The 24882-nt window shown below is 72.8% G+C and carries 19 protein-coding genes and 1 rRNA gene; 15 read left to right on the forward strand and 5 right to left on the reverse strand.

What is annotated here, in order from left to right; all coding sequences use genetic code 11:
- Both rrf and ACZ4SF_RS15510 read left to right on the forward strand, forming a co-directional pair.
- A 5S ribosomal RNA gene (gene rrf, locus ACZ4SF_RS15505) occupies window positions 1-93 on the forward strand; the annotation flags it as partial.
- Between the two features lie 1286 nt (window positions 94-1379).
- Window positions 1380-2123 (forward strand): tetratricopeptide repeat protein, encoded by a 744-nt coding sequence (locus ACZ4SF_RS15510; protein ID WP_468384830.1) that lies wholly within the window; start codon window positions 1380-1382, stop codon window positions 2121-2123.
- A gap of 144 nt (window positions 2124-2267) precedes the next feature.
- Here ACZ4SF_RS15510 and ACZ4SF_RS15515 read toward each other — a convergent pair whose 3' ends face one another.
- Complete coding sequence (locus ACZ4SF_RS15515; protein WP_468383734.1) at window positions 2268-3551, reverse strand: DUF1015 domain-containing protein; 1284 nt, start codon at window positions 3549-3551, stop codon at window positions 2268-2270.
- A 75-nt stretch (window positions 3552-3626) separates the two neighbouring features.
- Between ACZ4SF_RS15515 and ACZ4SF_RS15520 the strand changes: the two genes are divergently transcribed.
- The 4 genes from ACZ4SF_RS15520 (at window position 3627) to ACZ4SF_RS15535 (ending at window position 7654) form a co-directional block, all read left to right on the forward strand.
- Window positions 3627-4655, forward strand: coding sequence for an HAD-IIA family hydrolase (locus ACZ4SF_RS15520; RefSeq protein ID WP_468383736.1), 1029 nt, complete (start codon window positions 3627-3629; stop codon window positions 4653-4655).
- A 67-nt stretch (window positions 4656-4722) separates the two neighbouring features.
- Window positions 4723-5766, forward strand: coding sequence for a FecCD family ABC transporter permease (locus ACZ4SF_RS15525; protein ID WP_468383739.1), 1044 nt, complete (start codon window positions 4723-4725; stop codon window positions 5764-5766).
- Window positions 5763-6809 carry a FecCD family ABC transporter permease gene (locus ACZ4SF_RS15530; RefSeq protein ID WP_468383741.1) on the forward strand — a complete coding sequence of 349 codons (1047 nt, stop codon included), beginning with the start codon at window positions 5763-5765 and terminating at the stop codon, window positions 6807-6809. Before ACZ4SF_RS15525 ends, ACZ4SF_RS15530 begins: the two co-directional genes overlap by 4 nt.
- On the forward strand, window positions 6806-7654 hold the full coding sequence (locus ACZ4SF_RS15535) for an ABC transporter ATP-binding protein (protein ID WP_468383743.1): 849 nt from the start codon (window positions 6806-6808) through the stop codon (window positions 7652-7654). The genes ACZ4SF_RS15530 and ACZ4SF_RS15535 overlap by 4 nt, the downstream gene beginning before the upstream one ends.
- Window positions 7655-7718: 64 nt before the next feature.
- Here ACZ4SF_RS15535 and ACZ4SF_RS15540 read toward each other — a convergent pair whose 3' ends face one another.
- Complete coding sequence (locus ACZ4SF_RS15540) at window positions 7719-8066, reverse strand: SCP2 sterol-binding domain-containing protein (protein ID WP_468383746.1); 348 nt, start codon at window positions 8064-8066, stop codon at window positions 7719-7721.
- A gap of 42 nt (window positions 8067-8108) precedes the next feature.
- Here ACZ4SF_RS15540 and ACZ4SF_RS15545 point away from each other — a divergent pair, with 42 nt between their 5' ends.
- The 6 genes from ACZ4SF_RS15545 to ACZ4SF_RS15570 all read left to right on the forward strand — a co-directional run bounded on the left by ACZ4SF_RS15545 (window position 8109) and on the right by ACZ4SF_RS15570 (window position 14301).
- Window positions 8109-8387 (forward strand): hypothetical protein, encoded by a 279-nt coding sequence (locus tag ACZ4SF_RS15545; RefSeq protein ID WP_468383749.1) that lies wholly within the window; start codon window positions 8109-8111, stop codon window positions 8385-8387.
- Window positions 8388-8449: 62 nt separating this feature from the next.
- Window positions 8450-9265, forward strand: coding sequence for a TlyA family RNA methyltransferase (locus ACZ4SF_RS15550; protein ID WP_468383751.1), 816 nt, complete (start codon window positions 8450-8452; stop codon window positions 9263-9265).
- Window positions 9262-10167, forward strand: coding sequence for an NAD kinase (locus tag ACZ4SF_RS15555; protein ID WP_468383754.1), 906 nt, complete (start codon window positions 9262-9264; stop codon window positions 10165-10167). Before ACZ4SF_RS15550 ends, ACZ4SF_RS15555 begins: the two co-directional genes overlap by 4 nt.
- A 188-nt stretch (window positions 10168-10355) precedes the next feature.
- Complete coding sequence (gene recN / locus ACZ4SF_RS15560; RefSeq protein WP_468383756.1) at window positions 10356-12098, forward strand: DNA repair protein RecN; 1743 nt, start codon at window positions 10356-10358, stop codon at window positions 12096-12098.
- 19 nt (window positions 12099-12117) lie between these two features.
- Window positions 12118-12864 carry a hypothetical protein gene (locus tag ACZ4SF_RS15565; RefSeq protein ID WP_468383758.1) on the forward strand — a complete coding sequence of 249 codons (747 nt, stop codon included), beginning with the start codon at window positions 12118-12120 and terminating at the stop codon, window positions 12862-12864.
- A gap of 291 nt (window positions 12865-13155) precedes the next feature.
- Window positions 13156-14301, forward strand: a complete 1146-nt coding sequence (locus ACZ4SF_RS15570; protein WP_468383760.1) for a glycosyltransferase family 4 protein — start codon at window positions 13156-13158, stop codon at window positions 14299-14301.
- A 217-nt stretch (window positions 14302-14518) separates the two neighbouring features.
- Here ACZ4SF_RS15570 and ACZ4SF_RS15575 read toward each other — a convergent pair whose 3' ends face one another.
- From ACZ4SF_RS15575 to ACZ4SF_RS15585, 3 genes are all read right to left on the reverse strand, one after another.
- Entirely contained in the window at window positions 14519-16165 is a 1647-nt protein-coding gene (locus ACZ4SF_RS15575) for a PucR family transcriptional regulator (protein ID WP_468383762.1), read from the reverse strand.
- A 44-nt stretch (window positions 16166-16209) separates the two neighbouring features.
- Window positions 16210-17592 (reverse strand): FAD-binding oxidoreductase, encoded by a 1383-nt coding sequence (locus tag ACZ4SF_RS15580; RefSeq protein WP_468383764.1) that lies wholly within the window; start codon window positions 17590-17592, stop codon window positions 16210-16212.
- Between the two features lie 138 nt (window positions 17593-17730).
- On the reverse strand, window positions 17731-19533 hold the full coding sequence (locus ACZ4SF_RS15585; RefSeq protein ID WP_468384832.1) for a glycoside hydrolase family 15 protein: 1803 nt from the start codon (window positions 19531-19533) through the stop codon (window positions 17731-17733).
- A gap of 517 nt (window positions 19534-20050) precedes the next feature.
- Here ACZ4SF_RS15585 and ACZ4SF_RS15590 point away from each other — a divergent pair.
- The 3 genes from ACZ4SF_RS15590 to ACZ4SF_RS15600 all read left to right on the forward strand — a co-directional run bounded on the left by ACZ4SF_RS15590 (window position 20051) and on the right by ACZ4SF_RS15600 (window position 24777).
- Window positions 20051-21700 carry a CTP synthase gene (locus ACZ4SF_RS15590; protein ID WP_468383766.1) on the forward strand — a complete coding sequence of 550 codons (1650 nt, stop codon included), beginning with the start codon at window positions 20051-20053 and terminating at the stop codon, window positions 21698-21700.
- A gap of 100 nt (window positions 21701-21800) precedes the next feature.
- Window positions 21801-22427 (forward strand): NUDIX domain-containing protein, encoded by a 627-nt coding sequence (locus ACZ4SF_RS15595; protein WP_468383769.1) that lies wholly within the window; start codon window positions 21801-21803, stop codon window positions 22425-22427.
- 289 nt (window positions 22428-22716) lie between these two features.
- A complete protein-coding gene (locus tag ACZ4SF_RS15600) occupies window positions 22717-24777 on the forward strand; it encodes a tetratricopeptide repeat protein (RefSeq protein ID WP_468383771.1) in 2061 nt (686 codons plus the stop codon).
- Window positions 24778-24882 lie beyond the last annotated feature (105 nt).

The raw sequence follows: 24882 nt of genomic DNA on the forward strand, positions 1-24882 counted from the left end.
ACGCCCGGTTACATTCCGAACCCGGAAGCTAAGCCTCACAGCGCCGATGGTACTGCAGGGGGGACCCTGTGGGAGAGTAGGACGCCGCCGAACAATCTTTGGAGGACCCCTGGTCCCAGCGTTCAGCTGGGACCAGGGGTCCTTTTGTTTTTACAATGCTTGTGGTACCGAAGACAGGAGTCACCATGTCCACCAACTCTCCCGGCGACCGTCCGGAGCGCGACCAGCGGCGACGGGACAGTGGTGACCGGGCTGACCGCGGCGGCTTCCGTCGCGACAACGACCGCCGCGACGACCGCCGCGACAGCGACCGTGGTGGCCACGGCCGGCGTGACGATCGTCGTGACGACCGCGACCGTGGTGAGCGCGGCGGCTTCCGTCGCGACGACGACCGCGGTGGCTACGGCCGTCGTGAGGACCGTCGTGAGGAGGGCCGTGGCGGCGGTTTCCGCCGCGAGGGCGAGCGGGGTTCGCGTCCGGCGTTCCAGCGGGACGACCGTGACCGTGGACCGCGCCGTGACGACCGCCGGGACGACCGTGGCGGCTACGGCCGACGTGACGACCGCGGTGACCGCCCCGCCTTCCGCCGCGACGACGACCGTGGCGGCTACGGCCGCCGCGACGACCGCGGCGACCACCGCGGCGGCTTCCGCCGTGACCACGACCGCCGCGACGACCGCCGCGACAGCGACCGTGGTGGCCACGGCCGGCGTGACGATCGTCGTGACGACCGCGACCGTGGTGAGCGCGGCGGCTTCCGTCGCGACGACGACCGCGGTGGCTACGGCCGTCGTGAGGACCGTCGTGAGGAGGGCCGTGGCGGCGGCTTCCGCCGCGAGGGCGAGCGGGGTTCGCGTCCGGCGTTCCAGCGGGACGACCGTGACCGTGGACCGCGCCGTGACGACCGCCGGGACGACCGTGGCGGCTACGGCCGACGTGACGACCGCGGTGACCGCCCCGCCTTCCGCCGCGACGACGACCGTGGCGGCTACGGCCGCCGCGACGACCGCGGCGACCACCGCGGCGGCTTCCGCCGCGACAACGACCGCCGCGACGACCGCCGTGACGACGACCGCGGTGGTTTCCGCCGTGATGACGAACGTGGTGGCTTCCGTCGTGACGACCGCCGTGACGACCGGCGTGGCGAGGAGCGTGGCGACCGGCGTGGCGAGGAGCGTGGCGGCTTCCGTCGGGACGACCGCGACCGCGGTGAGCGCGGTGGCTTCCGGGGCCGTGACGACCGCGGCGGCCGTGGACCCCGTAGGGACGACCGTGGTGGCCGGCCCGGTGGCTTCCGTGGGCGTGACGGTCGGGACGACCGCCGCGGCGGCGGCCGGTTCCGCGAGGAGCGCGACCGGGACCGCGAGCCGATCAAGCGGCTGCCGATCCCGGAGGACGTCACCGGTGACGAGATCGACAAGGACGTCCGGCAGGAGCTGCAGAGCCTGCCCAAGACGCTCGCGGAGGACGTCGCCAAGAACCTGGTGATGGTCGCCCGGCTGATCGACGAGGACCCCGAGGGCGCGTACGGCTACTCCAGGGTGGCGCTGCGCCTGGCGTCCCGTGTGGCCGCCGTGCGCGAGGCCGCCGGGTTCGCCGCGTACGCGAACCAGAAGTACAGCGAGGCCCTCGCCGAGTTCCGGGCCGCCCGGCGGATGACCGGCACCGTGGAGCTGTGGCCTGTGATGGCCGACTGCGAGCGCGGGCTCGGGCGGCCGGAGAAGGCCCTGGACATGGCCGGCGCCCCGGAAGTGCACAAGCTGGACAAGGCCGGCCAGGTCGAGATGCGGCTCGTCGCCGCCGGTGCCCGGCGTGACATGGGACAGCTGGACGCGGCCATCGTGACCCTGCAGAGCCCCGAGCTGGCCTCCAACGCGGTCCAGCCGTGGACGGCTCGTCTGCGCTACGCGTACGCCGACGCCCTGCTGGCCGCCGGCCGCGAGGGCGAGGCGCGCGAGTGGTTCGCGAAGGCCGTCGAGGCCGACCGGGACGGCAGCACGGACGCCTCGGACCGGCTCGCCGAGCTGGACGGCGTGGAGTTCGTCGACGCCCTCGACGAGGGCGAGGACGAGGGCACGGCCGAGCCGGCGGAGCCCTCCGAGGACGACGGCACCAAGGACTGACGGCAGCCACTGGCAGAACGACTGACGGCAACCGCTGAGAAGAGAACGACTGACGGCGGTCGCCGCGGAATCGACGAGCGGAAGTCACTGAAAAAGAGGGCGGGCTCCCAGGGGAGCCCGCCCTCTTTTTCACTGACGGTCGTGTCAGATCTCCAGCGCCCGCAGCACCAGCCCGGACGCCGGCTTCGGACCGAACGACGTCGACTTCCGCGGCATCGTGACGCCCTGCCGGGCCAGGTCGCGCACGACCTCCTCGCGGACGGGGTGCATCAGGACGGCCGTACCGCCGTCGCGTTCCGCCTTCTCGACGGTGGCGGCCGTGTCGTGGATGTAGGCGATGTGGGCCGGGGAGTCCTCGGGGATGCGCCAGACATGGTCCAGCAGGCCGGCGTGCAGGACCGTGGCGTCCAGGGAGCGCCAGGCGGCCGGGCGGTCCGCCGGGATCGTCCGGGCCAGCAGTTCGGGGTCCGGGCGGTCGAGCAGGTGGAAGGCGCCGTCGCCGGCCAGCAGGAAGGCGTTGCCCTCGCAGGCCGCGTCCGCCAGCGCCTCCAGGGCCTGCGGCAGCGGCACGTCCAGGTGTCGTACCCGGAACAGTCCCTCCACGGCCGTCAGCGCGTCCGCGACGGGCAGGCCGTGCAGCAAACGGTGGATCGCGCGGACGCGCAGCGGATAGCGGGCCGTGTCGACCAGGAGGACCAGGCCGTAGTCCCAGGGGCTGGGCGAGGGGTGCTCCGCGCGCAGCTGCCGGTAGGTGGCCCAGCGGTGGTGGCCGTCGGCGATCAGGGCCTGCCGGCCGGTGAGGTCCGACTGGATGCGGTGGACGTCGTCGGGGTCGGTGACGGACCACAGGCGGTGGTGGAAGCCGTCCTCGGTGGTGGTGGACAGCAGGGGCGGGCGGTCCGCCGTGCGCTCGACCACCTCTGCCGCCGTGCCGTCGCCGCGGTATGTCAGCAGCAGCGGCTCCAGGTTCGCCCGGGTGGCGCGCATCAGAGCCGCGCGGTCGGCGACCACGGGCGGCATGACGTCCTCGTGCGGCAGCACCACCCCCTCGGCCGGCTCCGTGACCCGCAGGGTGCCGATGACACCGCGCTGGAGCATGCCGGTGTCGTCCCGCTGCTCGTACACGTACAGGCCGGGCTCCGTGTCCGCGGTCAGGACGCCCTCGTCGAGCCAGCGGCGGAGGGTGTCGGCCGCCTGTTCCGTGCGCTCGCTGGAGGTGCCGGCCTGGGGCAGGATCAGCCGGACGATGTTGTACGGGTCGGCCGATTGGAGGTGGTGCAGGCCGTCGGGGCGTACGACGACGTCATAGGGCGGGGACGTGACGGAGGCGAGGCTGCCGACCCGATCGGGGTCGTAGCGAAGGCCTCGGAACGTGGTGAGTTCCAGGCCTCGGCGCGCCGTTGCCTCCGAGTGACCTGCTGTCTTCATCCCGGCATCGTACGTGTGTCGGTGCTGTGCGCGATGATTCGGGGGAAAGGCGAGTCAACGAGGAGCGATGCGGACATGAGCCAAGACGTCAGGACGAGGCCCGAGGGCAGCGGGCGGCCCCTGAGCGAGGAGTACGACACGGCGCTGCTCGACCTGGACGGGGTGGTGTACGCGGGCGGGAGCGCGATCGCGCATGCGGTCGACTCGCTGGCGGTGGCCCGTACGGGCGGTATGCACCTGGCGTACGTCACCAACAACGCGCTGCGGACCCCGGACGCCGTGGCCGAGCACCTGACGGAGCTGGGGATACCGGCGGGGGCCGACGACGTCATCACCTCCGCGCAGGCCGTCGCGCGGCTGATCAGCGAGCAGGTTCCGGCCGGGGCGCGGGTGCTGGTGATCGGCGGGGAAGGACTGCGGGTGGCGCTGCGCGAGCGTGGCCTGACGCCGGTGGAGTCCGCGGACGACGATCCGGCGGCGGTGGTGCAGGGGTACGGCGGGCCCGATCTGCCGTGGGGGCGGTTCGCCGAGGCGTCGTACGCCGTCCGGCGCGGAGTGCCGTGGTTCGCGTCCAACACCGATCTGACGATCCCGAGCGGCCGGGGTATCGCGCCGGGCAACGGGGCGGCCGTGGAGGTCGTGCGGATCGCGACCGGCGCCGATCCGCAGGTGGCGGGCAAGCCGCTGCCCCCGATGCACCGGGAGACGATCATCCGGACGGGTGCCGAGCGCCCGTTGGTGGTCGGGGACCGGCTGGACACGGACATCGAGGGGGCGTTCAACGGCGGGGTCGACTCGCTGCTGGTGCTGACCGGTGTCACCGACGGGGCCCAGCTGCTCGCGGCACCGCCGGAGCACCGGCCGACGTATGTGGACGCCGATCTGCGCGGGCTGCTGACCGGGCAGCCGGAGGTCGCCCCGGAGGGTGAGGGCTTCCGCTGCGGCGGCTGGACGGCGACGGCCGGAAAGGACCGGCTGGAGCTGGAGGGCGAGGGTGCGGCGCCGGACGGGCTGCGGGCCTTGTGCGCGGCGGCCTGGACGGCGGGCGGCGCGGGTGCGTGCGAGCTGGACGGGGCGAAGGCGCTGGCCAGGCTGGGGCTCTGACCTGGTTTCAGGGCGGGGTGCGCAGAACCGGATCGAGATCGTAAGCAGGGTAGGCTACCCTAACCTCGTGTTGGTCGACAGTCCTCCGGAACAGTGCGCGGAAACCGCCGCCGCGCCCCCAACCCGCCGGGCGGTGAGGGCCTTTGGGCTCTTCCTCTCGCTCGCCCTCCTCGTCCTCGTCGCGCTGGCGAGCATCGCGATCGGGGCGAAACCGCTGGCCCTGGACCAGGTCTGGCACGGCCTGTTCCACGACTCGGGGACGTACGGTGACGTCGTCGTGGACCAGCGGCTGTCGCGCACGGTCCTCGGGCTCCTGGTCGGTGCCGCGCTCGGCCTCTCGGGCGCGGTGCTCCAGGCGCTGACCCGCAATCCGCTCGCGGATCCCGGGCTGCTCGGCATCAATGTGGGCGCCTCCGCGGCCATCGTCACGGCCATCACCTACTTCGGCGTCACCAGCCTCACCGGCTACGTGTGGTTCGCGTTCTTCGGTGCGGCCGGGGTGGGTGCGCTGGTGTGGTTCCTCGGCGGCAGCCGCGGTGCCACCCCGGTACGGCTGGCGCTCGCCGGCACGGCGATCAGCGCCGCCCTCTACGGCTATCTCCAGGCCGTGATGATCATGGACGGCGCGGCCCTGAACAAGATGCGCTTCTGGACGGTGGGTTCGCTGTCCTCGGCCACCGACTCGACCATCCTCCAGGTGCTGCCGTTCCTCGCGGTCGGTACGGTGCTCGCGCTCGGGCTGGCCCGGCCGCTGAACGCCGTGGAGATGGGCGACGACACCGCCCGCGCCCTCGGTGCGAACCTCAACCGCACCCGCGCGTTGGCCATGCTGGCCGCCGTGGTGCTGTGCGGCGCGGCGACCGCCGCCTGCGGTCCGATCGTCTTCGTCGGCCTGATGGTGCCGCACGTCGTGCGCTCGTTCACCGGGCCCGACCTGCGCTGGATCCTGCCGTACGCCACGGTTCTGTCGCCGGTGCTGCTGCTCGGCGCCGATGTCATCGGCCGGGTCGTGGCCCGCCCCTCCGAGGTGCAGGTCGGCATCGTCACCGCGGTCATCGGCGGCCCGGTCTTCATCTTTCTCGTACGACGGCGGAGGACGGCCCAGCTGTGAAGACCCACTCCACGAGCCGTGCCGTGCGCACTCCCGGCGGGCTCTCCCTGTGCCTGGACCTGCGTGCCCTGATCGTCGTCGTCCTGCTGCTGGCCGCCGCCGCTGCCGCGGGTGTCGCGCTGATCGGCACCGGCGACGCGAAGATCCCGGCGTCCGACGTACTGCGGACGCTCGCCGGGAACGGCACCGCCTACCAGGACTTCATCGTCAACGAACTGCGCCTGCCGCGGGTCCTCGTCGGCCTGCTGGTCGGTGCCTCGCTCGGCCTGGGCGGTGCCCTGTTCCAGTCCATCTCCCGCAACCCGCTCGGCAGTCCGGACGTACTCGGTCTGTCGCAGGGTTCGACGGCCGGTGCGCTCGTCGTGATCGTGCTGATGTCGGGCAGCGCCGCCCAGGTGACCGTCGGCGCGCTGATCGGCGGCCTGGTGACCGGTCTCGCCGTCTATGTGCTCGCCTGGAAGCAGGGTGTGCACGGATACCGGCTGGTGCTGGTCGGTATCGGCGTCAACGCGATCATGACGGCGGTCAACGGCTATCTGCTCACCAAGGCCGACCTGGTCGACGCGGCCCGCGCGGTGGTCTGGATGACCGGCTCGCTGGGCGGCCGGGACTGGGACCAGGTCTGGCCGCTGCTGGCGCTGGGCGCAGCCCTCGTCCCGCTGGTGCTCGTCAACGCGCGCGGTCTGCGGATGATGGAGATGGGCGACGACGTGTCGAACGCGCTCGGTGTGCGCGTGCAGCGGGTCCGGCTCGTGCTGGTGGTCTCGGCCGTCCTGCTCACCGCCGCCGCCACGGCGGCCGCGGGCCCCGTCAGCTTCGTCGCGCTGACCGCGCCGCAGCTGGCCCGCCGGCTGACCCGCTCGCCGGGGCCGAACCTCGTGCCCTCCCTGTGCATGGGCGCGGCCCTGCTGGTCGCCGCCGACTGGGCGTCCCAGCGCGTCTTCGGCGCCGACCAGCTGCCCGTCGGCGTGGTCACCGGCGTCCTCGGCGGCGGATACCTGCTGTGGCTGCTGGTCACCGAGCGCCGGGCGGGCCGGATATGAGCGGCACGAACCCGAACACCCCAAGGAGCACTGTGAACCGCCTGTCCGCCGAGAACGTCACCCTCGCCTACGACCAGCGCGTCATCGCCGAGCAGTTGTCGGTGGAGATCCCCGACCACTCCTTCACGGTGATCGTCGGCCCGAACGCGTGCGGCAAGTCGACGCTGCTGCGGGCCCTGTCGCGGATGCTCAGGCCCAGCCAGGGCCGGGTGCTGCTCGACGGTCAGGTCATCCAGTCGATGCCCGCGAAGAAGGTCGCGCGCACCCTCGGCCTGCTGCCGCAGTCGTCCATCGCGCCCGACGGCATCACGGTCGCCGACCTCGTGGGCCGGGGCCGCTACCCGCACCAGGGTCTGCTGCGCCAGTGGTCGGCGGAGGACGAGCGGGTCGTGCAGGAGTCGATGCGGCAGACCGGGGTCGCCGAGCTGGCCGAGCGGTACGTGGACGAGCTGTCCGGCGGGCAGCGGCAGCGCGTGTGGATCGCCATGGCGCTGGCCCAGCAGACCCCGCTGCTGCTCCTGGACGAGCCGACCACCTACCTCGACATCCAGCATCAGATCGACGTCCTCGACCTGTGCGCCGAGCTGCACGAGACGCAGGGCCGCACGCTGGTCGCGGTCCTGCACGACCTCAACCACGCGGCCCGCTACGCCACCCACCTGATCGCGCTGCGCGGCGGCAAGGTGATCGCCGAGGGCGCGCCGACCGACATCGTGACCGCCGAGCTGGTCGAAGCGGTGTTCGGGTTGCGCTGTCAGGTCATCGACGACCCGGAGACCGGCACCCCGCTGATCGTGCCGGCCGCCCGCAAGGCCCGCGCGGAACAGGCCGCGGCGGCTTCCTGATCCGGGCACGTCACGGCGGCCGTACGAGCATCGACGCCGGGGGGCAGCACCGGAGCAGAGCCGGCTACAGCAGCTTCCTGAGCCGGAACAGGTCCAGCAGGCTCGCCTCCAGCTTCACCCGGCCCGAGCCCCAGGCGGTCGCGAAGTTCAGTTCGCCGCCCACCAGGGCCAGCAGGTCGTCCCCGGCCAGGGCGAGCCTGATCTGTGCCTTCTCGGCCGGTGGTCCGGGGCGGGTCTCGTCCACCTCGATCCGGCCGCCGGTGAGCCGGCCGGCGAAGGTGACGTCCAAGTCGGTGATGTGACAGCTCACGGAGCGGTCCAGGGCGGCCGCCGCGCGGACCTCGCCCTCGGCGCCCTGCATGTTGTCCGAAAGTTTGCCCAGTGCGACGCGGCACTCCTCGATCGTGGCCATCGCCCACGACGGTACCCCAGCGGTTCGGGGTAGCGTCTGGGCATGAGCGAGTCCGTGTCCGAGACCGAGGCCGTCACCGAGGCCGAGCCCGAGTACGACCCCGCCGCCCCGGCCCCCTTGAACCTCCCGCGCACACCCACGGGCAACGCCGAGGTCGACGCCCAGCTGGACCGGCTGGCCGACGCCGACCACCTCGCCACCGACGGACACGTCGAGGTGTACGAGGATGTACACCGGGGGCTGCGTGACGCGCTCACCGCGCTCGACGCCCGCCCGGGACCTCCGGCTCCCGCCGGTCATCCGACCGCCGCCCCTCGATGAGACCCTTCGGGTCGCATCCCTTGCAGTCTCGTACCACCACCAGAGCAGGAGCTGAACCGAACGTGGCAGGAGTCGCACGCCGCCGTCTCGACGCGGAGCTGGTCCGCCGGAAGCTCGCCCGCTCGCGCGAGCACGCCAGCCAGCTGATCGCCGCCGGCCGGGTCACCGTGGGCAGGACCGTGGCGACCAAGCCGGCCACCCAGGTGGAGACCGCGGCGGCGATCGTCGTGGAGGCCGACGACAGCGACCCCGACTACGTCTCCCGGGGCGGCCACAAGCTCGCCGGCGCGCTCGAGGTCTTCGTGCCGCAGGGGCTCGTGGTCGAGGGGCGGCGCGCGCTGGACGCCGGCGCGTCCACGGGAGGTTTCACCGACGTCCTGCTGCGGGCGGGCGCCGCGCACGTCGTCGCGGTGGACGTCGGATACGGGCAGCTCGCCTGGTCTCTGCAGAGCGATGAACGCGTCACCGTCAAGGACCGTACGAACGTACGCGAGTTGACGCTTGAGGCGATCGATGGGGAACCTGTGGATCTTGTCGTGGGCGATCTGTCCTTCATCCCGCTCGGGCTGGTGCTGCCCGCCCTGAAGCGGTGCGTGAAGCCGGACGCCGACCTGGTGATGATGGTCAAGCCGCAGTTCGAAGTGGGCAAGGAACGACTCGGCAGCGGGGGTGTCGTACGGAGTCCGCAGCTGCGGGCGGAGGCCGTACGCGCAGTGGCCGAGAAGGCCTGGGAGCTGGGACTCGGAGTGCGGGGAGTGACCGCAAGTCCGCTGCCCGGCCCCTCGGGCAACGTCGAGTACTTTCTCTGGCTGCGGGCGGGGGCACCTGAGGTGGACCCGGCCGACGTCGACCGTGCAGTGGCGGAGGGGCCGCGTTGACACAGAACCTGGCGCGTACTGTTTTCCTGCTCGCCCACACCGGGCGGCCCGCGGCGATCCGCAGTGCGGAACTCGTCGTCAAGGGCCTGCTTCGGCATGGCATCGGGGTGCGGGTGCTGGAGGAGGAGGCGTGCGACCTGCCGCTCCCGGACGAGGTGGAGCTGGTCAAGGAGGCCACTGCGCAGTGCCTCGACGGGTGCGAGCTGCTGATCGTCCTGGGCGGCGACGGCACGCTGCTGCGCGGGGCCGAGTTCGCGCGGGCCTCCGGGGTGCCGATGCTCGGCGTCAACCTGGGGCGCGTCGGATTCCTCGCGGAGGCCGAACGCGATGACCTCGATCGGGTGGTCGACCGGGTGGTGGCACGGTCGTACGAGGTCGAGGAGCGGATGACGGTCGACGTCGTCGTGCACCGTAACGGGGACATCGTGCACACCGACTGGGCGCTGAACGAGGCGGCCGTGCAGAAGGCCGGTGCGGAGAAGCTGCTCGAAGTCGTGCTGGAGATCGACGGGCGGCCGGTGACGGGCTTCGGCTGCGACGGGGTCGTCCTCTCCACGCCCACCGGGTCCACGGCGTACGCCTTCTCCGCCGGGGGACCGGTGGTCTGGCCGGAGGTGGAGGCGCTGCTGATGGTGCCGATCAGTGCGCACGCGTTGTTCGCGAAGCCGCTGGTCACCTCGCCGGACTCCGTGCTCGCGGTGGAGGTGCTGCCGCACATCCCGCCGGGCGTGCTGTGGTGCGACGGGCGGCGGACGGTGGAGCTGCCGCCCGGGGCGCGGGTGGAGGTGCGGCGGGGGGCGGTGCCGGTGCGGCTGGCTCGGCTGCATCACTCCTCGTTCACGGACCGGCTTGTCGCGAAGTTCGCGTTGCCGACCACCGGGTGGCGAGGGGCGCCTCACTAGCGGTTCGTGGGGGACGCTCACGCTTCGCCGACGGCCGCGGGTGCGTGGGAGCCGGTCGCGCAGTTCCCCGCGCCCCTCGGCCGGGACCCCTCGGCAAAGTGACATATCGGCACAGCGCCGCGCTTCGGCCGGGACACTCGCAGGAGTGACATGGGCGGGCCATGTGCGCTCCCCACCTCGGACCTCGTATGGTCTGTTCCGTGTTGGAGGAGATGCGGATACGGTCGCTCGGGGTCATCGACGATGCCGTCGTCGAGCTGTCGCCGGGGTTCACCGCCGTCACCGGTGAGACGGGTGCGGGCAAGACCATGGTGGTCACCAGCCTGGGGCTGCTGCTCGGTGGCAGGGCGGACCCGGCGCTCGTGCGGATCGGGGCCGAGAAGGCGGTCGTGGAGGGGCGGGTCACCGTGCCCGAGGGCGCCTCCGCGGTCGTACGGGCCGAGGAGGCCGGGGCCGAGCTGGACGACGGTGCCCTGCTGATCAGCCGTACCGTTTCCGCCGAGGGGCGGTCCCGGGCGCACCTGGGCGGGCGCAGCGTGCCCGTCGGGCTGCTCGCCGAGCTGGCCGACGACCTGGTGGCCGTGCACGGCCAGACCGACCAGCAGGGGCTGCTGAAGCTGTCCCGGCAGCGGCAGGCGCTGGACCGGTACGCCGGCGACGGTGCCGCCGTGCCGCTCGCCAAGTACACGGAGGCCTACAAGCGGCTGCGGGCCGTCTCCGCCGAGCTGGAGGAGATCACCACGCGCGCGCGTGAGCGGGCGCAGGAAGCCGACATGCTGCGGTACGGGCTCGACGAGATCGCCGCCGTGGAGCCGCGGGCCGGGGAGGACGTGGAGCTGGCCGAGGAGGCCGAGCGGCTGGGGCACGCCGAGGCCCTGTCGTCCGCCGCGACGGCCGCGCACGCCGCTCTCGCGGGCAATCCCGAGGACCCCGAGGGCATCGACGCCGCCACCCTCGTCGCGGGCGCCCACCGGGCCCTGGAGGCCGTGCGGTCACACGATCCGGCACTGGCCGCGCTCGCCGACCGGATCGGGGAGATCGGCATCCTGCTCGGCGACGTGGCGGGCGAGCTGGCGGGATACGCCGACGATCTCGACGCCGACCCGCTGCGGCTGGCCGCCGTGGAGGAACGCCGGGCCGCCCTCACCGCCCTCACCCGCAAGTACGGGGACGACGTGAACGCGGTCCTGTCCTGGGCCGAGCAGAGCGCCGCACGTCTGACCGAGCTGGACGGCGACGACGAGCGGATCGAGGAGCTGACCGCAGAGCGGGACGCGCTCCGCAGCGAACTGGGAGCTCTCGCTCAGGACTTGACCGACGCGCGGACCGAGGCCGCCGAGCGGTTCGCCGCCGCCGTGACCGCCGAGCTGGCCTCGCTGGCGATGCCCCACGCGCGCGTGTCCTTCGCCCTCCGGCAGACCGAGGACCCCGAGGGCGTGGAGGTCGGCGGGCGGACGGTCGCCTACGGACCGTCGGGCGTGGACGAGGTCGAACTGCTGCTCGCCCCGCACCCGGGCGCCCCGCCGCGGCCCATCGCCAAGGGCGCGTCCGGCGGTGAGCTGTCCCGCGTGATGCTGGCCGTGGAGGTCGTGTTCGCGGGCACCGACCCCGTGCCGACGTACCTCTTCGACGAGGTCGACGCCGGCGTCGGCGGCAAGGCGGCCGTCGAGATCGGCCGGCGCCTGGCCAAGCTGGCCAGGACCGCGCAGGTCGTCGTGGTCACCCACCTGCCCCAGGTCGCCGCCTTCGCGGACCGGCAGCTGCTGGTGGAGAAGACCAGCGACGGGTCCGTCACCCGCTCCGGCGTGAAGGTCCTGGAGGGCGAGGAACGCATCCGCGAGCTGTCCCGGATGCTGGCCGGTCAGGAGGACTCCGAGACGGCCCGGGCACATGCGGAGGAGTTGCTGGCGACGGCGCGGGCGGACCTGTAGCAGGACCTAGGGTGGCCGGATGACGATCACCCGGAAGTCCGGCTCCTTCCTGCTGTCCGCCGCGCTCACCCGGGCGGGCGTGGCCCTCCTGCGCGCCAGTGCGCCCGGGGGCCCGGCACGCTGGGAGCGGAAGAACCACGCCGGACGGGGCGTCGAGCTGTACGCGGCGCCCGCCTCGGCACTGGGTACGGCGGTCGCCGCCGCCCGAGTGCATCCCGGTGCCGGGCTCGTCGTGCTGGCCGCGGGAGCCTGTGGGGCGTACGACGATGTCGCCGGGGATCACCGGCGGGGCTTCCGCGCGCATCTCGGCGCGCTGCGGGGCGGTGACGTCACCAGCGGCGCCGTCAAACTGTTCGGGATCTCCGCGGCGGGGCTCGTCGCGGGCGCGCTGCTGAAGGAGCGGCCGCTGGACCGGTTGCTCGCCGGGGTCGTGATCGCGGGCAGCGCGCACTTCGTCAACCTGGTCGACGTGCGGCCGGGGAAGGCGCTCGGTGCCGTGCTCGCGCTCGGCGCTCCGGGGCTGCTGCGCCAGGGGCCGGCGGCCGAGCTGTCGGCCGCCGCGATGGGGGCCGCCGCGGCCCTCCTGCGGGACGATCTCGGGGAGCGGGCGATGATCGGGGACACGGGGGCGCACGCTCTCGGCGCCGCGCTGGGGGCGGCCGTCGTGGCCGGAAACCGGCGCCCGGGCCTTCTCGCGCACGCCGTCGCGCTGGTGGCCGCCGCCCGGTACGGGGACCGGGTGAGCGCCTGGGCGCGGGCGCTGTGAGGGGCTGACCTCCGCGTATGCGGCGCACTTCATCCGGCCGTGGCGGGCCTTCTTCACCCGTGTGGGTGATGTGCTCCGGCGCATTGCCCCGGCCCGCCGCACGGTGCGCCCTCCCGGATGTCCCTGAACGGCCGTACGGCCTGGCATGCTTGGCAGGGAACGCGGGGCCGGCGGCGGGTCCGAACCGTCCGCGCGGGAGGCACGCGGGGTGCGTCCTTCCGCCCCCCTGAGCCCGTTACCTTCTGTACGTTTCCTCGTGACCGCCCACGCGAACCAGGAGCCTTCGCCCACGTGAGCCCTGTGAGCAGCAACGCACCGCACGGCCAGTCGCCGCTGCGCACCGTGCAGGTGCTCGGCGGAGGCAACGCCGGCAGCAGCGCGCATGTGCGCTCCCTGGCCGAGGGGCTCGTGGCGAGGGGCGTGCGGGTCACCGTGTGCGCCCCCGTCGAGGCCGATCACGCCTACGACTTCACCGGGGCCGGCGCCGAACACGTGCACGTGCCGCGCAGCAGCGACCCCGTCTCGGTGGCCGCGCTCCGTACGGCCTGCGCCAATGCCGACCTGGTGCACGCGCACGGTCTGCACGCCTCCTTCCGGACCGTGCTCGCGCTCGGCGGGCGCACCACCCCGCTGGTCGTCACCTGGCACAACCGTGCCCACGCCGAGGGCCCGCGGGCGCATCTGCTGCGGCTGCTGGAGCGGCGGGTGGTGAAGACCGCGTCCGTGGTCCTCGGCACCAGCTCCGACCTGGTCGACCGGGCCCGGCTGACCGGCGCCAGGGACGCCCGGCTCGCGGCCGTCGCCCTGCCGGGCCGACGCCGGCCCGGTGATCTCGTGGACCTGGACGACCCCGACCCGCTGCGGCCCAAGACCCGGGCCGAACTCGGCGCCACCGGCCGCCCTTTGCTCATCGCGGTCGGTTCCCTGGACCGGCAGCGCGGCTACGACCTCCTGCTCGACGCGGCGCGCAGCTGGCGGGACCTGGACCCGGTACCGCTGGTGATCGTCGCAGGGGAGGGGCCGCTGCGTCCGGTGCTGCAGCGCCGGATCGAGGACGAGGAGCTGCCGGTGCGGCTCATCGGACGCCGCGACGACGTGCCCGAACTGCTCGCCGCCGCCGACCTGGCACTGCTGACCAGCAGTTGGGAGTCCCGGTCCGTCCTCGCCCAGGAGGCGCTGCACGCGGGCGTGCCGCTCGTCGCGACCCGCGTGGGCGGCATCCCGGACCTCGTCGGCGACGCGGCCGAACTCGTTCCGTACGGCGATCCGCAGGCCCTGGCCGACGCCGTCGTACGGCTGCTCGGGGATCACGAGCGATGTGCACTGCTGCGGGAGCGTGGGGCACGGCAGGCCGCGACCTGGCCTTCGGAGGACGAGACCGTCGCCCAAGTGCTCAGCGTCTACGACGAGTTGACCCAGCCTCGACCGCTGGCCTGAGGGGTGTCGTCGGGATCAGTCCGGGCCCGCGGCGTCCGGTGCGGCAACTCGCCGCGTCGTCGGATCACCCGAGTACGTCCAGTACGCGGGAGATCCTCCGCCGCGCGATGCACCGCACCGGACGCCGCGGCCCGAGCCGACCTGAGCCGGCCTGATCCGACCTGATCCGACCTGATCCGACCTGAGCCGGCCTGATCCGGCCTGATCCGAACGACACCTAGGGGACGTGACGGCGGGCGCGCAGGGCCAGGCTCAACGCCAGGACCGTCTGCGGGTCGTCGAGATCGGTGCCCAGCAACTCCCCGATGCGGGCGAGGCGGTTGTACAGCGTCTGCCGGTTGAGGTGCAGCTCGCGGGCCGTCTCCGCCTTGCGCCCCGCGTGCGCGAGATAGGTCTCCAGGGTCGGCAGCAGCGGCGGCCTGGAGCGGTCGTCGTGGTCGCGCAGCGGGCCGATCGCGCGGTCCACGAAGGCCGCCAGGTCCGGGTGATCGCGCAGCCGCCACAACAACAGGTCGATGTCCAGGCGCCGGGCGTCGTACCAGGGCCGGTCGGTCAGCCCCTGCGCCGCCGTCGCCGTCTCCGCGGCGTGCCGCAGCCCGGCCGAGGCGGCCGCCCAGCCGCCGGCCACCCCGACCACCACCACCGGTGGCGGGGAACCCGGCCGGCACATCCCGGCGCGCTCCACGCCCGCCCGCAGCGCCGCCGCCACCCGGTCGGCCACCGCCGCCCGTTCCGACTCCGAGCGCAGCCCCAGCAGCACCAGCACCCGGCCCTCCACCGGCCGCACACCCAGCAGCACCGGCACGCCCACGGCGGCCAGTTCCTCGGAGACCGCCCTGGCCAGCACCGCCCAGCCCCCGCCCGGCGAGAGGGTGTCACCGATCCGCATGACCACGGGCAGCAGCGGGCTGTCACCGGGCTTGAAACCGAGCACCCGGGCCTGCGCCGGGGCCTCCTCCGCCACGATCCGGCCCTCGGCGAGATCGGTCAGGAAGTCACCGCGCCCGCGCGCCGCCAGCTCCTCCTCCTGCCGGGCCTGCATCAGCACGACGGCCAGGATGCCCGCGGCCCGTTCCGCGGCGATCCGGTGCACCGGGGACAACGACGAGCGGACCGGCAGCAGAACGAGCCGGGCGCGGACCGAACCCCCCGTGCCCGGTCCGCCGCCGGGCACGTCCACCAGCACGGAGCCGGCCGGCGGCGGGGCCCCTTTGTGCGGGCCGCGCAGCCCCTCCCACACCTGCAACGGGTCCGCGCCCTCGGGCCCCGACCCGGCGGCGTACAGCAGCCGGCCGTCGGCGGTCTCCAGGAACACCGGGTTGTCGCTGAAGTCGGCCAGGATGCCCAGCACCTGCGGTACCCCCCCACCGCCCAGCAGCGCCTCGGTGCAGCGCCGGTGCACCTCCTCGGCCCGCTGGAGCAGGGCGTAGTGCCCGTTGACGATCTCGGTGTGGATCTCCTCGGTCACCGTCACGAACGGCACCTCGCGGTGCAGCTGGACCAACGGCAGCCCGGCCGCCCGGGCCGTGTCCACCAGGGCCGCGGGCAGCCGGGCGAACCGCGGGCCCAGCTCCACCACCAGGGCGGCGATCCCCCGCTCGGCGAGGGTCCGGACGAAGGCCCGCTGCTCGGCCGGGCGGGTGCCCAGGCCGTATCCCGTGGTCAGCAGCAGTTCGCCGCCCTTGAGCAGCGAGGCGATGTTCGGCACCTCGCCCGCGTGCACCCAGCGCACGGTACGGCCGAGCCGGTCGGCGCCCGCCAGGATCTCCGGCAGCCCACTGCGCAGGCCGGGCAGCTCCAGCGCCCGCTGCACGGTGATGCCGGCGCCCTGGGTGTCGAAACGGTGGTCCGTACGGCTGTCCATGCTGCGGACGCTACCTGCGGGAACGTCCTCGGGACAGTTCCGCGCTACACCGGCCTGATGTTGTGGTTGAAGCGGAACACGTTGTCCGGGTCGTACTGCCGCTTCACCTTCTCCAGGCGCAGGGTGTTCCCGGCGCCCAGGCCCGCCCGCACCCGCTCGGGCCCCTCGTCACCGATGAAGTTGAGATAGACGTCCCCGGTGCTCCACGGCTTCAGATCGGCGCGCACGTCCCGCACCCAGGCGCGGGCCCGCTCGTCGTCGGCCGGGTCCGCCCAGATCGCGAACGGGTGCGCGGCCCAGGGGGCGTCCCGGTACGGCACCGGGTACTCGTGCGGACCGGAGGCGATCGCCCCGCCCTGCGGGAACAGGAGGTGCTGGGTGTTGGTCGGCACCGGCATGCTGCCGGCGCGGGCGCAGAAGACGTCCACCGACTCGTCCGGCAGCCCGGTCAGATACTCCGCCGACCAGTAGTTCCGCAGCCCCGGCGGATCGTCGAGCATGCACTGGACATCGACGTACGGCATGTCACCGGCCAGCTCGACCTCGTGCGGCAGCGCGAGCAGCGGCTCGGCGAGCTTGCGCAGATCGTCCTCGCCGCCCGCGTACGTCAGCAGCGCCGTGCACATCAGCGTGCCCACGAGCTGCTTCGGCATGAACTCGTCGGGGGGACCGGTCAGATACAGCACCATGCCGCCCAGCGCGTCGGGCCCGTTGCCGATGACGTCGCGGAAGGTGCGGACCGTCTCGGGGCCGAACTCCGGCAGGAGCATCAGCAGGACGATGGAGAACTCGGGCAGCTCGTGCAGCTGCAGGGTCAGCGCGGTCGCGACACCGAAGTTGCCGCCCCCGCCGTGCAGCGCCCAGAACAGCTCGGGGTTCTCGTCGGCGTTCGCGTGCACCCGCTCGCCGTCCGCGGTCACCAGTTCGACCCCGATGAGGTTGTCGACGGCGAGTCCGAAGGCACGGTCCAGCCAGCCGGTGCCGCCGCCGAGGACGAAGCCGCCGACACCGGTGGTGGAGGCCCGCCCGCCGGTGGTCGCGAGACCGAACGGCTGGGTCGCCCGGTCCAGGTGGCTCATGGTGGCCCCGCCCCCGATCCGGACGGCCTCGGCCGCCGGATCGACCGTCACCTCGTGCATCCGCCGCAGATCCACCACGAGCGCCCCGTCACCCAGCGCCGTACCGGCCACGCTGTGCCCGCCGCCGCGCACCGCGATGGGCAGATCCAGTTCCCTGCCGAAGCGCACGGCACGGACCACATCGGTCGCGTCCGCACACAGGGCGATCACCGCCGGCCGCCGGTCGATCATGACATTGAAGACCGTACGGGCCTCGTCGTAGCCCCTGTCCCCCGGGGCGAGCACCTCGCCGACGAGATCCTCACGCAGCGCGGTGAGAGCCGCGCCCGCCTTGGAGAGGGAAGCCATGGCCGCCCCCTTTCCGGAAGGGGGATTTGTCCGCTTTCAGCCTAGGCGGGGGCGCCCCGAAGAGGCGCGGGGAACTGCGCGAGCGGCCACAGCGGACCCGCGGACGGCGGACGGTCCCTCGCGGCCCCCGCTCAGCGCCTAGCCGCCGTACGCTCCCGAAGCGGTGAGCCGCAGGGCCGTGTCGATCAGGGGAACGTGGCTGAAGGCCTGCGGGAAGTTGCCGACCTGGCGCTTCAGACGCGGGTCCCACTCCTCGGCGAGCAGACCGAGGTCGTTGCGCAGCGCGAGGAGCTTCTCGAACAGCTTGCGGGCCTCGTCCACCCGGCCGATCATCGCCAGGTCGTCCGCCATCCAGAACGAGCACGCGAGGAAGGCGCCCTCGTCGCCGGGCAGGCCGTCGACGCCCGCGTGCTCGCCCTCGGTCGGATAGCGCAGGATGAACCCGTCCGGCGTGGACAGCTCGCGCTGGATCGCCTCGATCGTGCCGATGACACGCTTGTCGTCCGGCGGCAGGAAGCCCATCTGCGGGATGAGCAGCAGCGAGGCGTCCAGCTCTTGCGACCCGTACGACTGGGTGAAGGTGTTGCGCTCCTTGTCGTAGCCCTTCTCGCACACGTCCCGGTGGATGTCGTCGCGCAGTTCCTTCCAGCGCTCCAGCGGGCCGTCCGCGTCACCGGACTCGATCAGCTTGATCGTGCGGTCCACCGCGACCCAGGCCATCACCTTGGAGTGCACGAAGTGCCGGCGCGGGCCGCGCACCTCCCAGATGCCCTCGTCCGGCTCCTGCCAGTGGTCCTCCAGGTAGCGGATCAGCTTCAGCTGGAGCAGCGAGGCGTAGTCGTTGCGGGCCAGGCCCGTCATGTGACCCAGGTGCAGGGCCTCGGTGACCTCGCCGTACACGTCCAGCTGGAGCTGGTGCGCGGCGCCGTTGCCGACCCGGACCGGGCCCGAGTTCTCGTAGCCCGGCAGCCAGTCCAGCTCGGCCTCGCCCAGCTCGCGCTCGCCCGCGATGCCGTACATGATCTGCAGGTTCTCCGGGTCGCCGGCGACCGCCCGCAGCAGCCACTCGCGCCAGGCGCGGGCCTCCTCGCGGTAGCCGGTGCGCAGCAGTGAGGACAGGGTGATCGCCGCGTCCCGCAGCCAGGTGTAGCGGTAGTCCCAGTTGCGCACGCCGCCGATGTCCTCCGGGAGGGAGGTGGTGGGGGCGGCGACGATGCCGCCGGTCGGGGCGTACGTCAGCGCCTTCAGCGTGATCAGGGAGCGGATCACCGCCTCGCGGTACGGCCCGTGGTACGTGCAGTGATCCACCCACTCGCGCCAGAAGTCCTCCGTCGCCTCCAGCGCGGTCTCCGGCTCCGGCAGCGGCGGCGGCTGCTTGTGCGAGGGCTGCCAGGAAATCGTGAACGCGATCCGGTCACCCGGGCCGACCGTGAAGTCGGCGTAGGTCGTGAGCGACTTGCCGTAGGTCTCGGCCTCGGTGTCGAACCAGGCCGAGTCCGGGCCGGCCACGGCCACCGTGCGGCCCTCGTGCTTGTGCACCCACGGCACCACCCGGCCGTAGGAGAACCGCATCCGCAGGGCCGAGCGCATCGGCACCCGGCCGGTGACGCCCTCCACGATCCGGATCAGCTGGGGGGCGCCGTCGCGCGGGGGCATGAAATCGGTCACGCGCACGGTGCCTCGGGGGGTGTCCCACTCCGACTCCAGGATCAGCGAGTCGCCGCGGTAGCCGCGCCGGGCGGCCGCGGGGGGCTGCGATTCGGCCGCGTGGGCCGGACCGAGCCGCCAGAATCCGTGTTCCTCGGTGCCCAGCAGGCCGGCGAAGATGGCATGCGAGTCGAAGCGGGGCAGGCACAGCCAGTCCACCGTGCCATCCCGGCAGACCAGCGCCGCGGTCTGCATGTCTCCGATGAGTGCGTAGTCTTCGATGCGCCCGGCCACGTGCAACTCCAGTCGAACGGCCACGTCACCCCCGCACACGGGGGCTGTCGCTAGTGCGGTCAAGGGTCGTTGTTATGCGTCGTTGAGCGGTGAAGCAAAGCAGTCCGCCGAGCCCTGAGGCAACACGGCAGTCTTTGCTCAACGAACTGCCGCGCTCTCGTTGTTCCGGGTGATGCAGGCGGGGGTGTGCCCTCGTTCCGGTCGGGCTCGGCAGCGAGTGTCCGAGCAGGATACGACGCACGTAGATGATCTGCGTGCCGCTCCGGGCAACCGGTGTGGGCCGAACGAGTGACCAACGGGTGAGAAGAGTCTGAAGGGACGGCTGTGGTGAAGCGGCCCGTGCTCGGGCGGGCGCGGAGCGTGGCCGGAAGCCATCCCGGTCAGGCGCTGATACCCTGGTAGCCCGTGGACCGGTGGGCGAGAAACCCCCGAACCGCAGCGGCGGCACCCCCGGAGGATTTCCCTCCGGCAGCCGCACCGCACGACAGACAGCGACCACGGGAGCCCCCTCTTGGCCATGCCGCCGAAATCTACGACGACCAAGCACATCTTCGTCACCGGGGGTGTCGCCTCCTCGCTCGGCAAGGGCCTGACCGCCTCCAGCCTGGGCATGCTGCTCAAGGCCCGCGGCCTGCGTGTCGTGATGCAGAAGCTCGACCCGTACCTCAACGTCGACCCGGGCACGATGAACCCCTTCCAGCACGGTGAGGTGTTCGTCACCAACGACGGCGCCGAGACCGACCTGGACATCGGCCACTACGAGCGCTTCCTCGACCGCGACCTGGACGGCTCCGCCAACGTCACCACCGGTCAGGTGTACTCCACGGTGATCGCCAAGGAGCGCCGCGGCGAGTACCTCGGTGACACCGTGCAGGTCATCCCGCACATCACCAACGAGATCAAGCACCGCATCCGGCGCATGGCGACCGACGAGGTCGACGTCGTCATCACCGAGGTGGGCGGCACGGTCGGCGACATCGAGTCCCTGCCGTTCCTGGAGACGGTCCGCCAGGTCCGCCACGAGGTCGGCCGCGACAACGTCTTCGTCGTCCACATCTCCCTGCTGCCCTACATCGGCCCGTCCGGCGAGCTGAAGACCAAGCCGACCCAGCACTCGGTCGCCGCGCTCAGGAACATCGGTATCCAGCCGGACGCGATCGTGCTGCGCTGCGACCGCGAGGTCCCCACCGCGATCAAGCGGAAGATCTCGCTGATGTGCGACGTCGACGAGGCCGCCGTGGTCGCGTGCCCGGACGCCCGCTCGATCTACGACATCCCGAAGGTCGTGCACTCCGAGGGCCTGGACGCCTACGTCGTGCGCAAGCTGGACCTGCCGTTCCGGGACGTGGACTGGACGACCTGGGACGACCTGCTGGACCGCGTCCACAACCCCGACCACGAGATCACCCTCGCCCTGGTCGGCAAGTACATCGACCTGCCCGACGCCTACCTGTCGGTCACCGAGGCACTGCGCGCCGGCGGCTTCGCCAACAAGGCGCGCGTGAAGATCAAGTGGGTCACCTCGGACGACTGCAAGACCCCGGCCGGCGCCAAGGCCCAGCTCGGGGACGTGGACGGCATCTGCATCCCCGGCGGCTTCGGCGAGCGCGGTGTGAACGGCAAGGTCGGCGCGATCAAGTACGCCCGTGAGAACAAGGTCCCGCTGCTGGGCCTGTGCCTGGGCCTGCAGTGCATCGTGGTCGAGGCCGCCCGGAACCTGGCCGACATCCCGGACGCCAACTCCACCGAGTTCGACCCGGCGACCGCCCACCCGGTCATCTCGACCATGGCCGAGCAGATGGACATCGTCGCCGGCGAGGGCGACCTGGGCGGCACCATGCGCCTGGGCATGTACCCGGCCAAGCTCGCCGAGGGGTCCATCGTCCGCGAGGTCTACGACGGCAAGGAGTACGTGGAGGAGCGTCACCGGCACCGCTACGAGGTCAACAACGCCTACCGCGCGGAGCTGGAGAAGCAGGCCGGGATCCTGTTCTCGGGCACCTCTCCGGACGGCAAGCTCGTGGAGTACGTCGAGTACCCGCGTGACGTCCACCCGTACCTGGTCGCCACACAGGCGCACCCCGAGCTGCGCTCGCGGCCGACCCGCCCGCACCCCCTCTTCGCCGGCCTCGTGAAGGCCGCCGTCGAGCGGCAGAATTCGAAGTAACACACCAGTTGTACGGTGGCCGGGGTGCATACCTTCAAAGGTGAGCACCCCGGCTTCTGTGTCGGGCGGTTTTCTGCGTGCACGTGTGGAAGGACAGGGCATGACGATCAAGGACACCCCCGAGGAGTGGGAGATCCGGGCCACGGACACCCCCTTCGTGGGCAACAAGACCTCCGTCCGCACGGACGACGTGGTCATGCCCGACGGCTCGGTGGCCCGCCGCGACTACCAGGTCCACCCCGGTTCGGTCGCCGTCCTCGCCCTGGACGAGGAGGACCGGGTGCTGCTGATCAACCAGTACCGGCACCCGGTACGGCACAAGCTCTGGGAGATCCCGGCCGGCCTGCTGGACGTGCCCGGCGAGAACCCGCTGCACGCCGCCCAGCGGGAGCTGTACGAGGAGGCGCACGTCAAGGCCGAGGACTGGCGGGTGCTCACCGACGTGTACACCACCCCCGGCGGCTGCGACGAGGCCGTAAGGATCTTCCTGGCCCGGGACCTGTCCGAGGCCGAGGGCGAGCGGTTCGCGGCGGAGCACGAGGAGACCGACATGCAGCACGCGCGCGTGCCGGTCGAGGATCTGGTGCGCCGGGTGCTGGCCGGAGACGTGCACAACAACTGCCTGGTGGTGGGTGTGCTGTCGCTGGTCGCCGCCCGCGGCGGGGACGGTCTGGACGCCCTGCGGCCCGCCGGTGCGCCGTGGCCGGCGCGTCCCTTCGCGTCCTGAGCCCACCCCTTGGCACATTGGTGTGACCATCGCCTGATCCGATCGGGGGACCTGTCCGCCCTGCTCGTCACGGTACGTCGCAGAGCGTGAACTAGGCTCGTCGCGAGCGAGCCGAAGGGGCGCGCCGGTGTCGGAGCGCGAACGCGCGCAGGCCCGAAGGGGTGAGCACGCTCGTGGCCTCGACACCGGCTGAGGCGCCCCGGAGGTGAGGGAGCCAATAGACAGGTGCGATGCCCGTGCCGGACGGCACCGGCGGGATTGCGCGTGCGGTGGGACGGGAGTGTGGCCCGTGACGGATCAGGCGGTGGACACAGGCGAGGCGCGGCTGTCGGCGCACCCGGCCGCGGAGGACCGTTTCCTGGGCCGCACCCGGGAACTCAAGGAGCTGCGCGCCGACATCGAGCGCGCGGGACTGGACACCCTCTCCGGCCGCAAGGCGCCTCGCGCGCGCGTGCTCCTCATCGCGGGCCGCCCCGGCTCCGGCCGCACCAGCCTCGCCGAGGAACTCGTCCGGCAGGTCGCCGGGCGTTACCCCGGCGGAGTGCTGCGGGCCCGGCTGAGCGAGCCCGACGGCACTGCGGTGCCCGTCGAGCAGGCCGCCCGCGACCTGCTCGCCGCGCTGGACCTGCCCGCACCCGCAGGGGCCGCCGAGGACGACCTCACCGCCGCTCTGCGGACGGCTCTCGCCGGCCGGCGGATGCTGCTCCTGCTGGACGACGCGGCCGGTGCCGAACAGGTCGACGCCCTGCTCCCGGACGCCCCGGACTGCCTGGTCGTGGCCGTCTCCGGGGGCCCGCTCACCGGCATCGCCGACGTCCGTCCGTGCACCCTCGGCGGCCTCGACACCAAATCCGCGGTGGAACTGCTCACCCGCTGGACCGGCTCGGTCCGCATCACCGTCGACCCGCGCTCCGCGGAGAGCCTGGTGGAGGCCTGCCAGGGTCATCCGGCCGCGCTCGTCCTGGCCGGCGGCTGGCTGGCCGCCCGGCCCAAGGCCGCCGTCTCCGACCTCGCCAAGCGGCTGCACACCGACACCGAGGACGGCAGCACCCCGGTGGCCCGTCTCTTCCGGCTGGTCCACGACCAGCTGCCCGGCCAGGCCGCCCGGATACTGCGCCTGCTCTGCCTCGCCCCGGCCGGCCTGGCCGACCCGCACACCGCCTCCTCCCTCGCCGGCTGCTCGGTCGACGCCGCCCGGGCCTTTCTGGACGACTTTGTCGCCCTGGGCCTGCTGCGGCCCGTGGAGTCGCCGCTGCCCCAGTACGAGGTCCCCGGATGGCTGCACCCGCTGCTGCGCGCCCTCGCCCAGAGCCAGGAGCGGCCCGCGGAGCTGCAGCTGGCCCGGGCCCGGATGCTGGAGCGGACGGTACGGCTGCTGCACTCCTGCCGGGTGATCACCGAGACGGACAGCCCGCAGGCCCGGGAGAAGCTGAACGCCATGCCCCGCGAGGTGCGCTTCCCCAACCCGCGGGCCGCCGCCGACTGGCTGTGCATCCGGCGGCCCGCCCTCCTGGCGTCCGTGCGGCTCGCGGTGGCCGACGGAGAGCTGGACACGCTCGCCCGCCGGCTGATGTCCCAGCTGGTCAGGGCCATGGCGGCGCATGTCGGCACCCAGGCCGCCGCACCCGACCTGTACGGCGTGCACGGCCTGGTGCTGGACGTCGCCGAGCGGCGCGGGCTGCCCCGGGAGAAGGCCGCGGCCCTGCTGAACCTCGGCGACCTCGACGCGCAGACCGGCCGCACCCGGGACGCCCTGGCCCGCTACCGGGCCGCGCTGGACGCCGGACGCGAGGCGAACGACCCGTACGCGACCGGCCGCGCAATGGAATCCGTAGGGGGCGCCCACCAGGAGCTGGGCGACTACGACCGGGCCGCGGACTGGTTCGGCCGGGCCCTGGCCGAGCGGCTGGCCCGTGGGCAGCACCCGGAGGCCGCCCGGCTCTACGGCCGGACCGCCACCGCCCACACCTACGCGGGCCGCTACGGCGAGGCGCTCAGGAACTGGCGTGCCGCACTCGCCGGCTACCGCAGGAGCGGCGATGTCGCCGCCGCCGCGCGGGCGTTGAGCGAGATCGCCCGGGTGCAGGAATACGCGGGGCGGCCCGAGGAGTCGCTGCGCACCTGCCAGGAGGCCGTGGAATGGGCGCGGCGCGCCGAGGACGCCCGGTTGCAGGCCGCGCTGCAGCTGCGGCTGGCCGACACTCTGGACCGCATCGGCGACCCGGCGGCGGCCCGCCTGCACCGCGCGGCGGCGGAGCGCATGCTGGGTGAGGAGCCGCCGGAGGACGAGACCAGGCAGGATCAGGCCGTCGATGCCTGCGAAATCCGTACTGCATCCAGCGAAGATTGATGCAATGAAAGGCTAGACACGCGGAACGCCTTCATTAGACTGGCTCTGCCGCACGTTCTCCTGCGGTGTCTCCCGGTATGCCCCCGCATGCCTGGGTATGTCATG

The sequence above is a fragment of the Streptomyces sp. NPDC027663 genome (assembly GCF_055566415.1).

Bases quoted from the DNA above. Each gene is read 5' to 3' on its own strand.
- ACZ4SF_RS15515 (WP_468383734.1), bottom strand. From the start codon at position 3,551: ATGAAGACAGCAGGTCACTCGGAGGCAACGGCGCGCCGAGGCCTGGAA.
- ACZ4SF_RS15520 (WP_468383736.1), top strand. From the start codon at position 3,627: ATGAGCCAAGACGTCAGGACGAGGCCCGAGGGCAGCGGGCGGCCCCTG.
- ACZ4SF_RS15535 (WP_468383743.1), top strand. From the start codon at position 6,806: ATGAGCGGCACGAACCCGAACACCCCAAGGAGCACTGTGAACCGCCTG.
- ACZ4SF_RS15540 (WP_468383746.1), bottom strand. From the start codon at position 8,066: ATGGCCACGATCGAGGAGTGCCGCGTCGCACTGGGCAAACTTTCGGAC.
- ACZ4SF_RS15545 (WP_468383749.1), top strand. From the start codon at position 8,109: ATGAGCGAGTCCGTGTCCGAGACCGAGGCCGTCACCGAGGCCGAGCCC.
- recN (WP_468383756.1), top strand. From the start codon at position 10,356: ATGGTCTGTTCCGTGTTGGAGGAGATGCGGATACGGTCGCTCGGGGTC.
- ACZ4SF_RS15565 (WP_468383758.1), top strand. From the start codon at position 12,118: ATGACGATCACCCGGAAGTCCGGCTCCTTCCTGCTGTCCGCCGCGCTC.
- ACZ4SF_RS15575 (WP_468383762.1), bottom strand. From the start codon at position 16,165: ATGGACAGCCGTACGGACCACCGTTTCGACACCCAGGGCGCCGGCATC.
- ACZ4SF_RS15580 (WP_468383764.1), bottom strand. From the start codon at position 17,592: ATGGCTTCCCTCTCCAAGGCGGGCGCGGCTCTCACCGCGCTGCGTGAG.
- ACZ4SF_RS15590 (WP_468383766.1), top strand. From the start codon at position 20,051: ATGCCGCCGAAATCTACGACGACCAAGCACATCTTCGTCACCGGGGGT.
- ACZ4SF_RS15595 (WP_468383769.1), top strand. From the start codon at position 21,801: ATGACGATCAAGGACACCCCCGAGGAGTGGGAGATCCGGGCCACGGAC.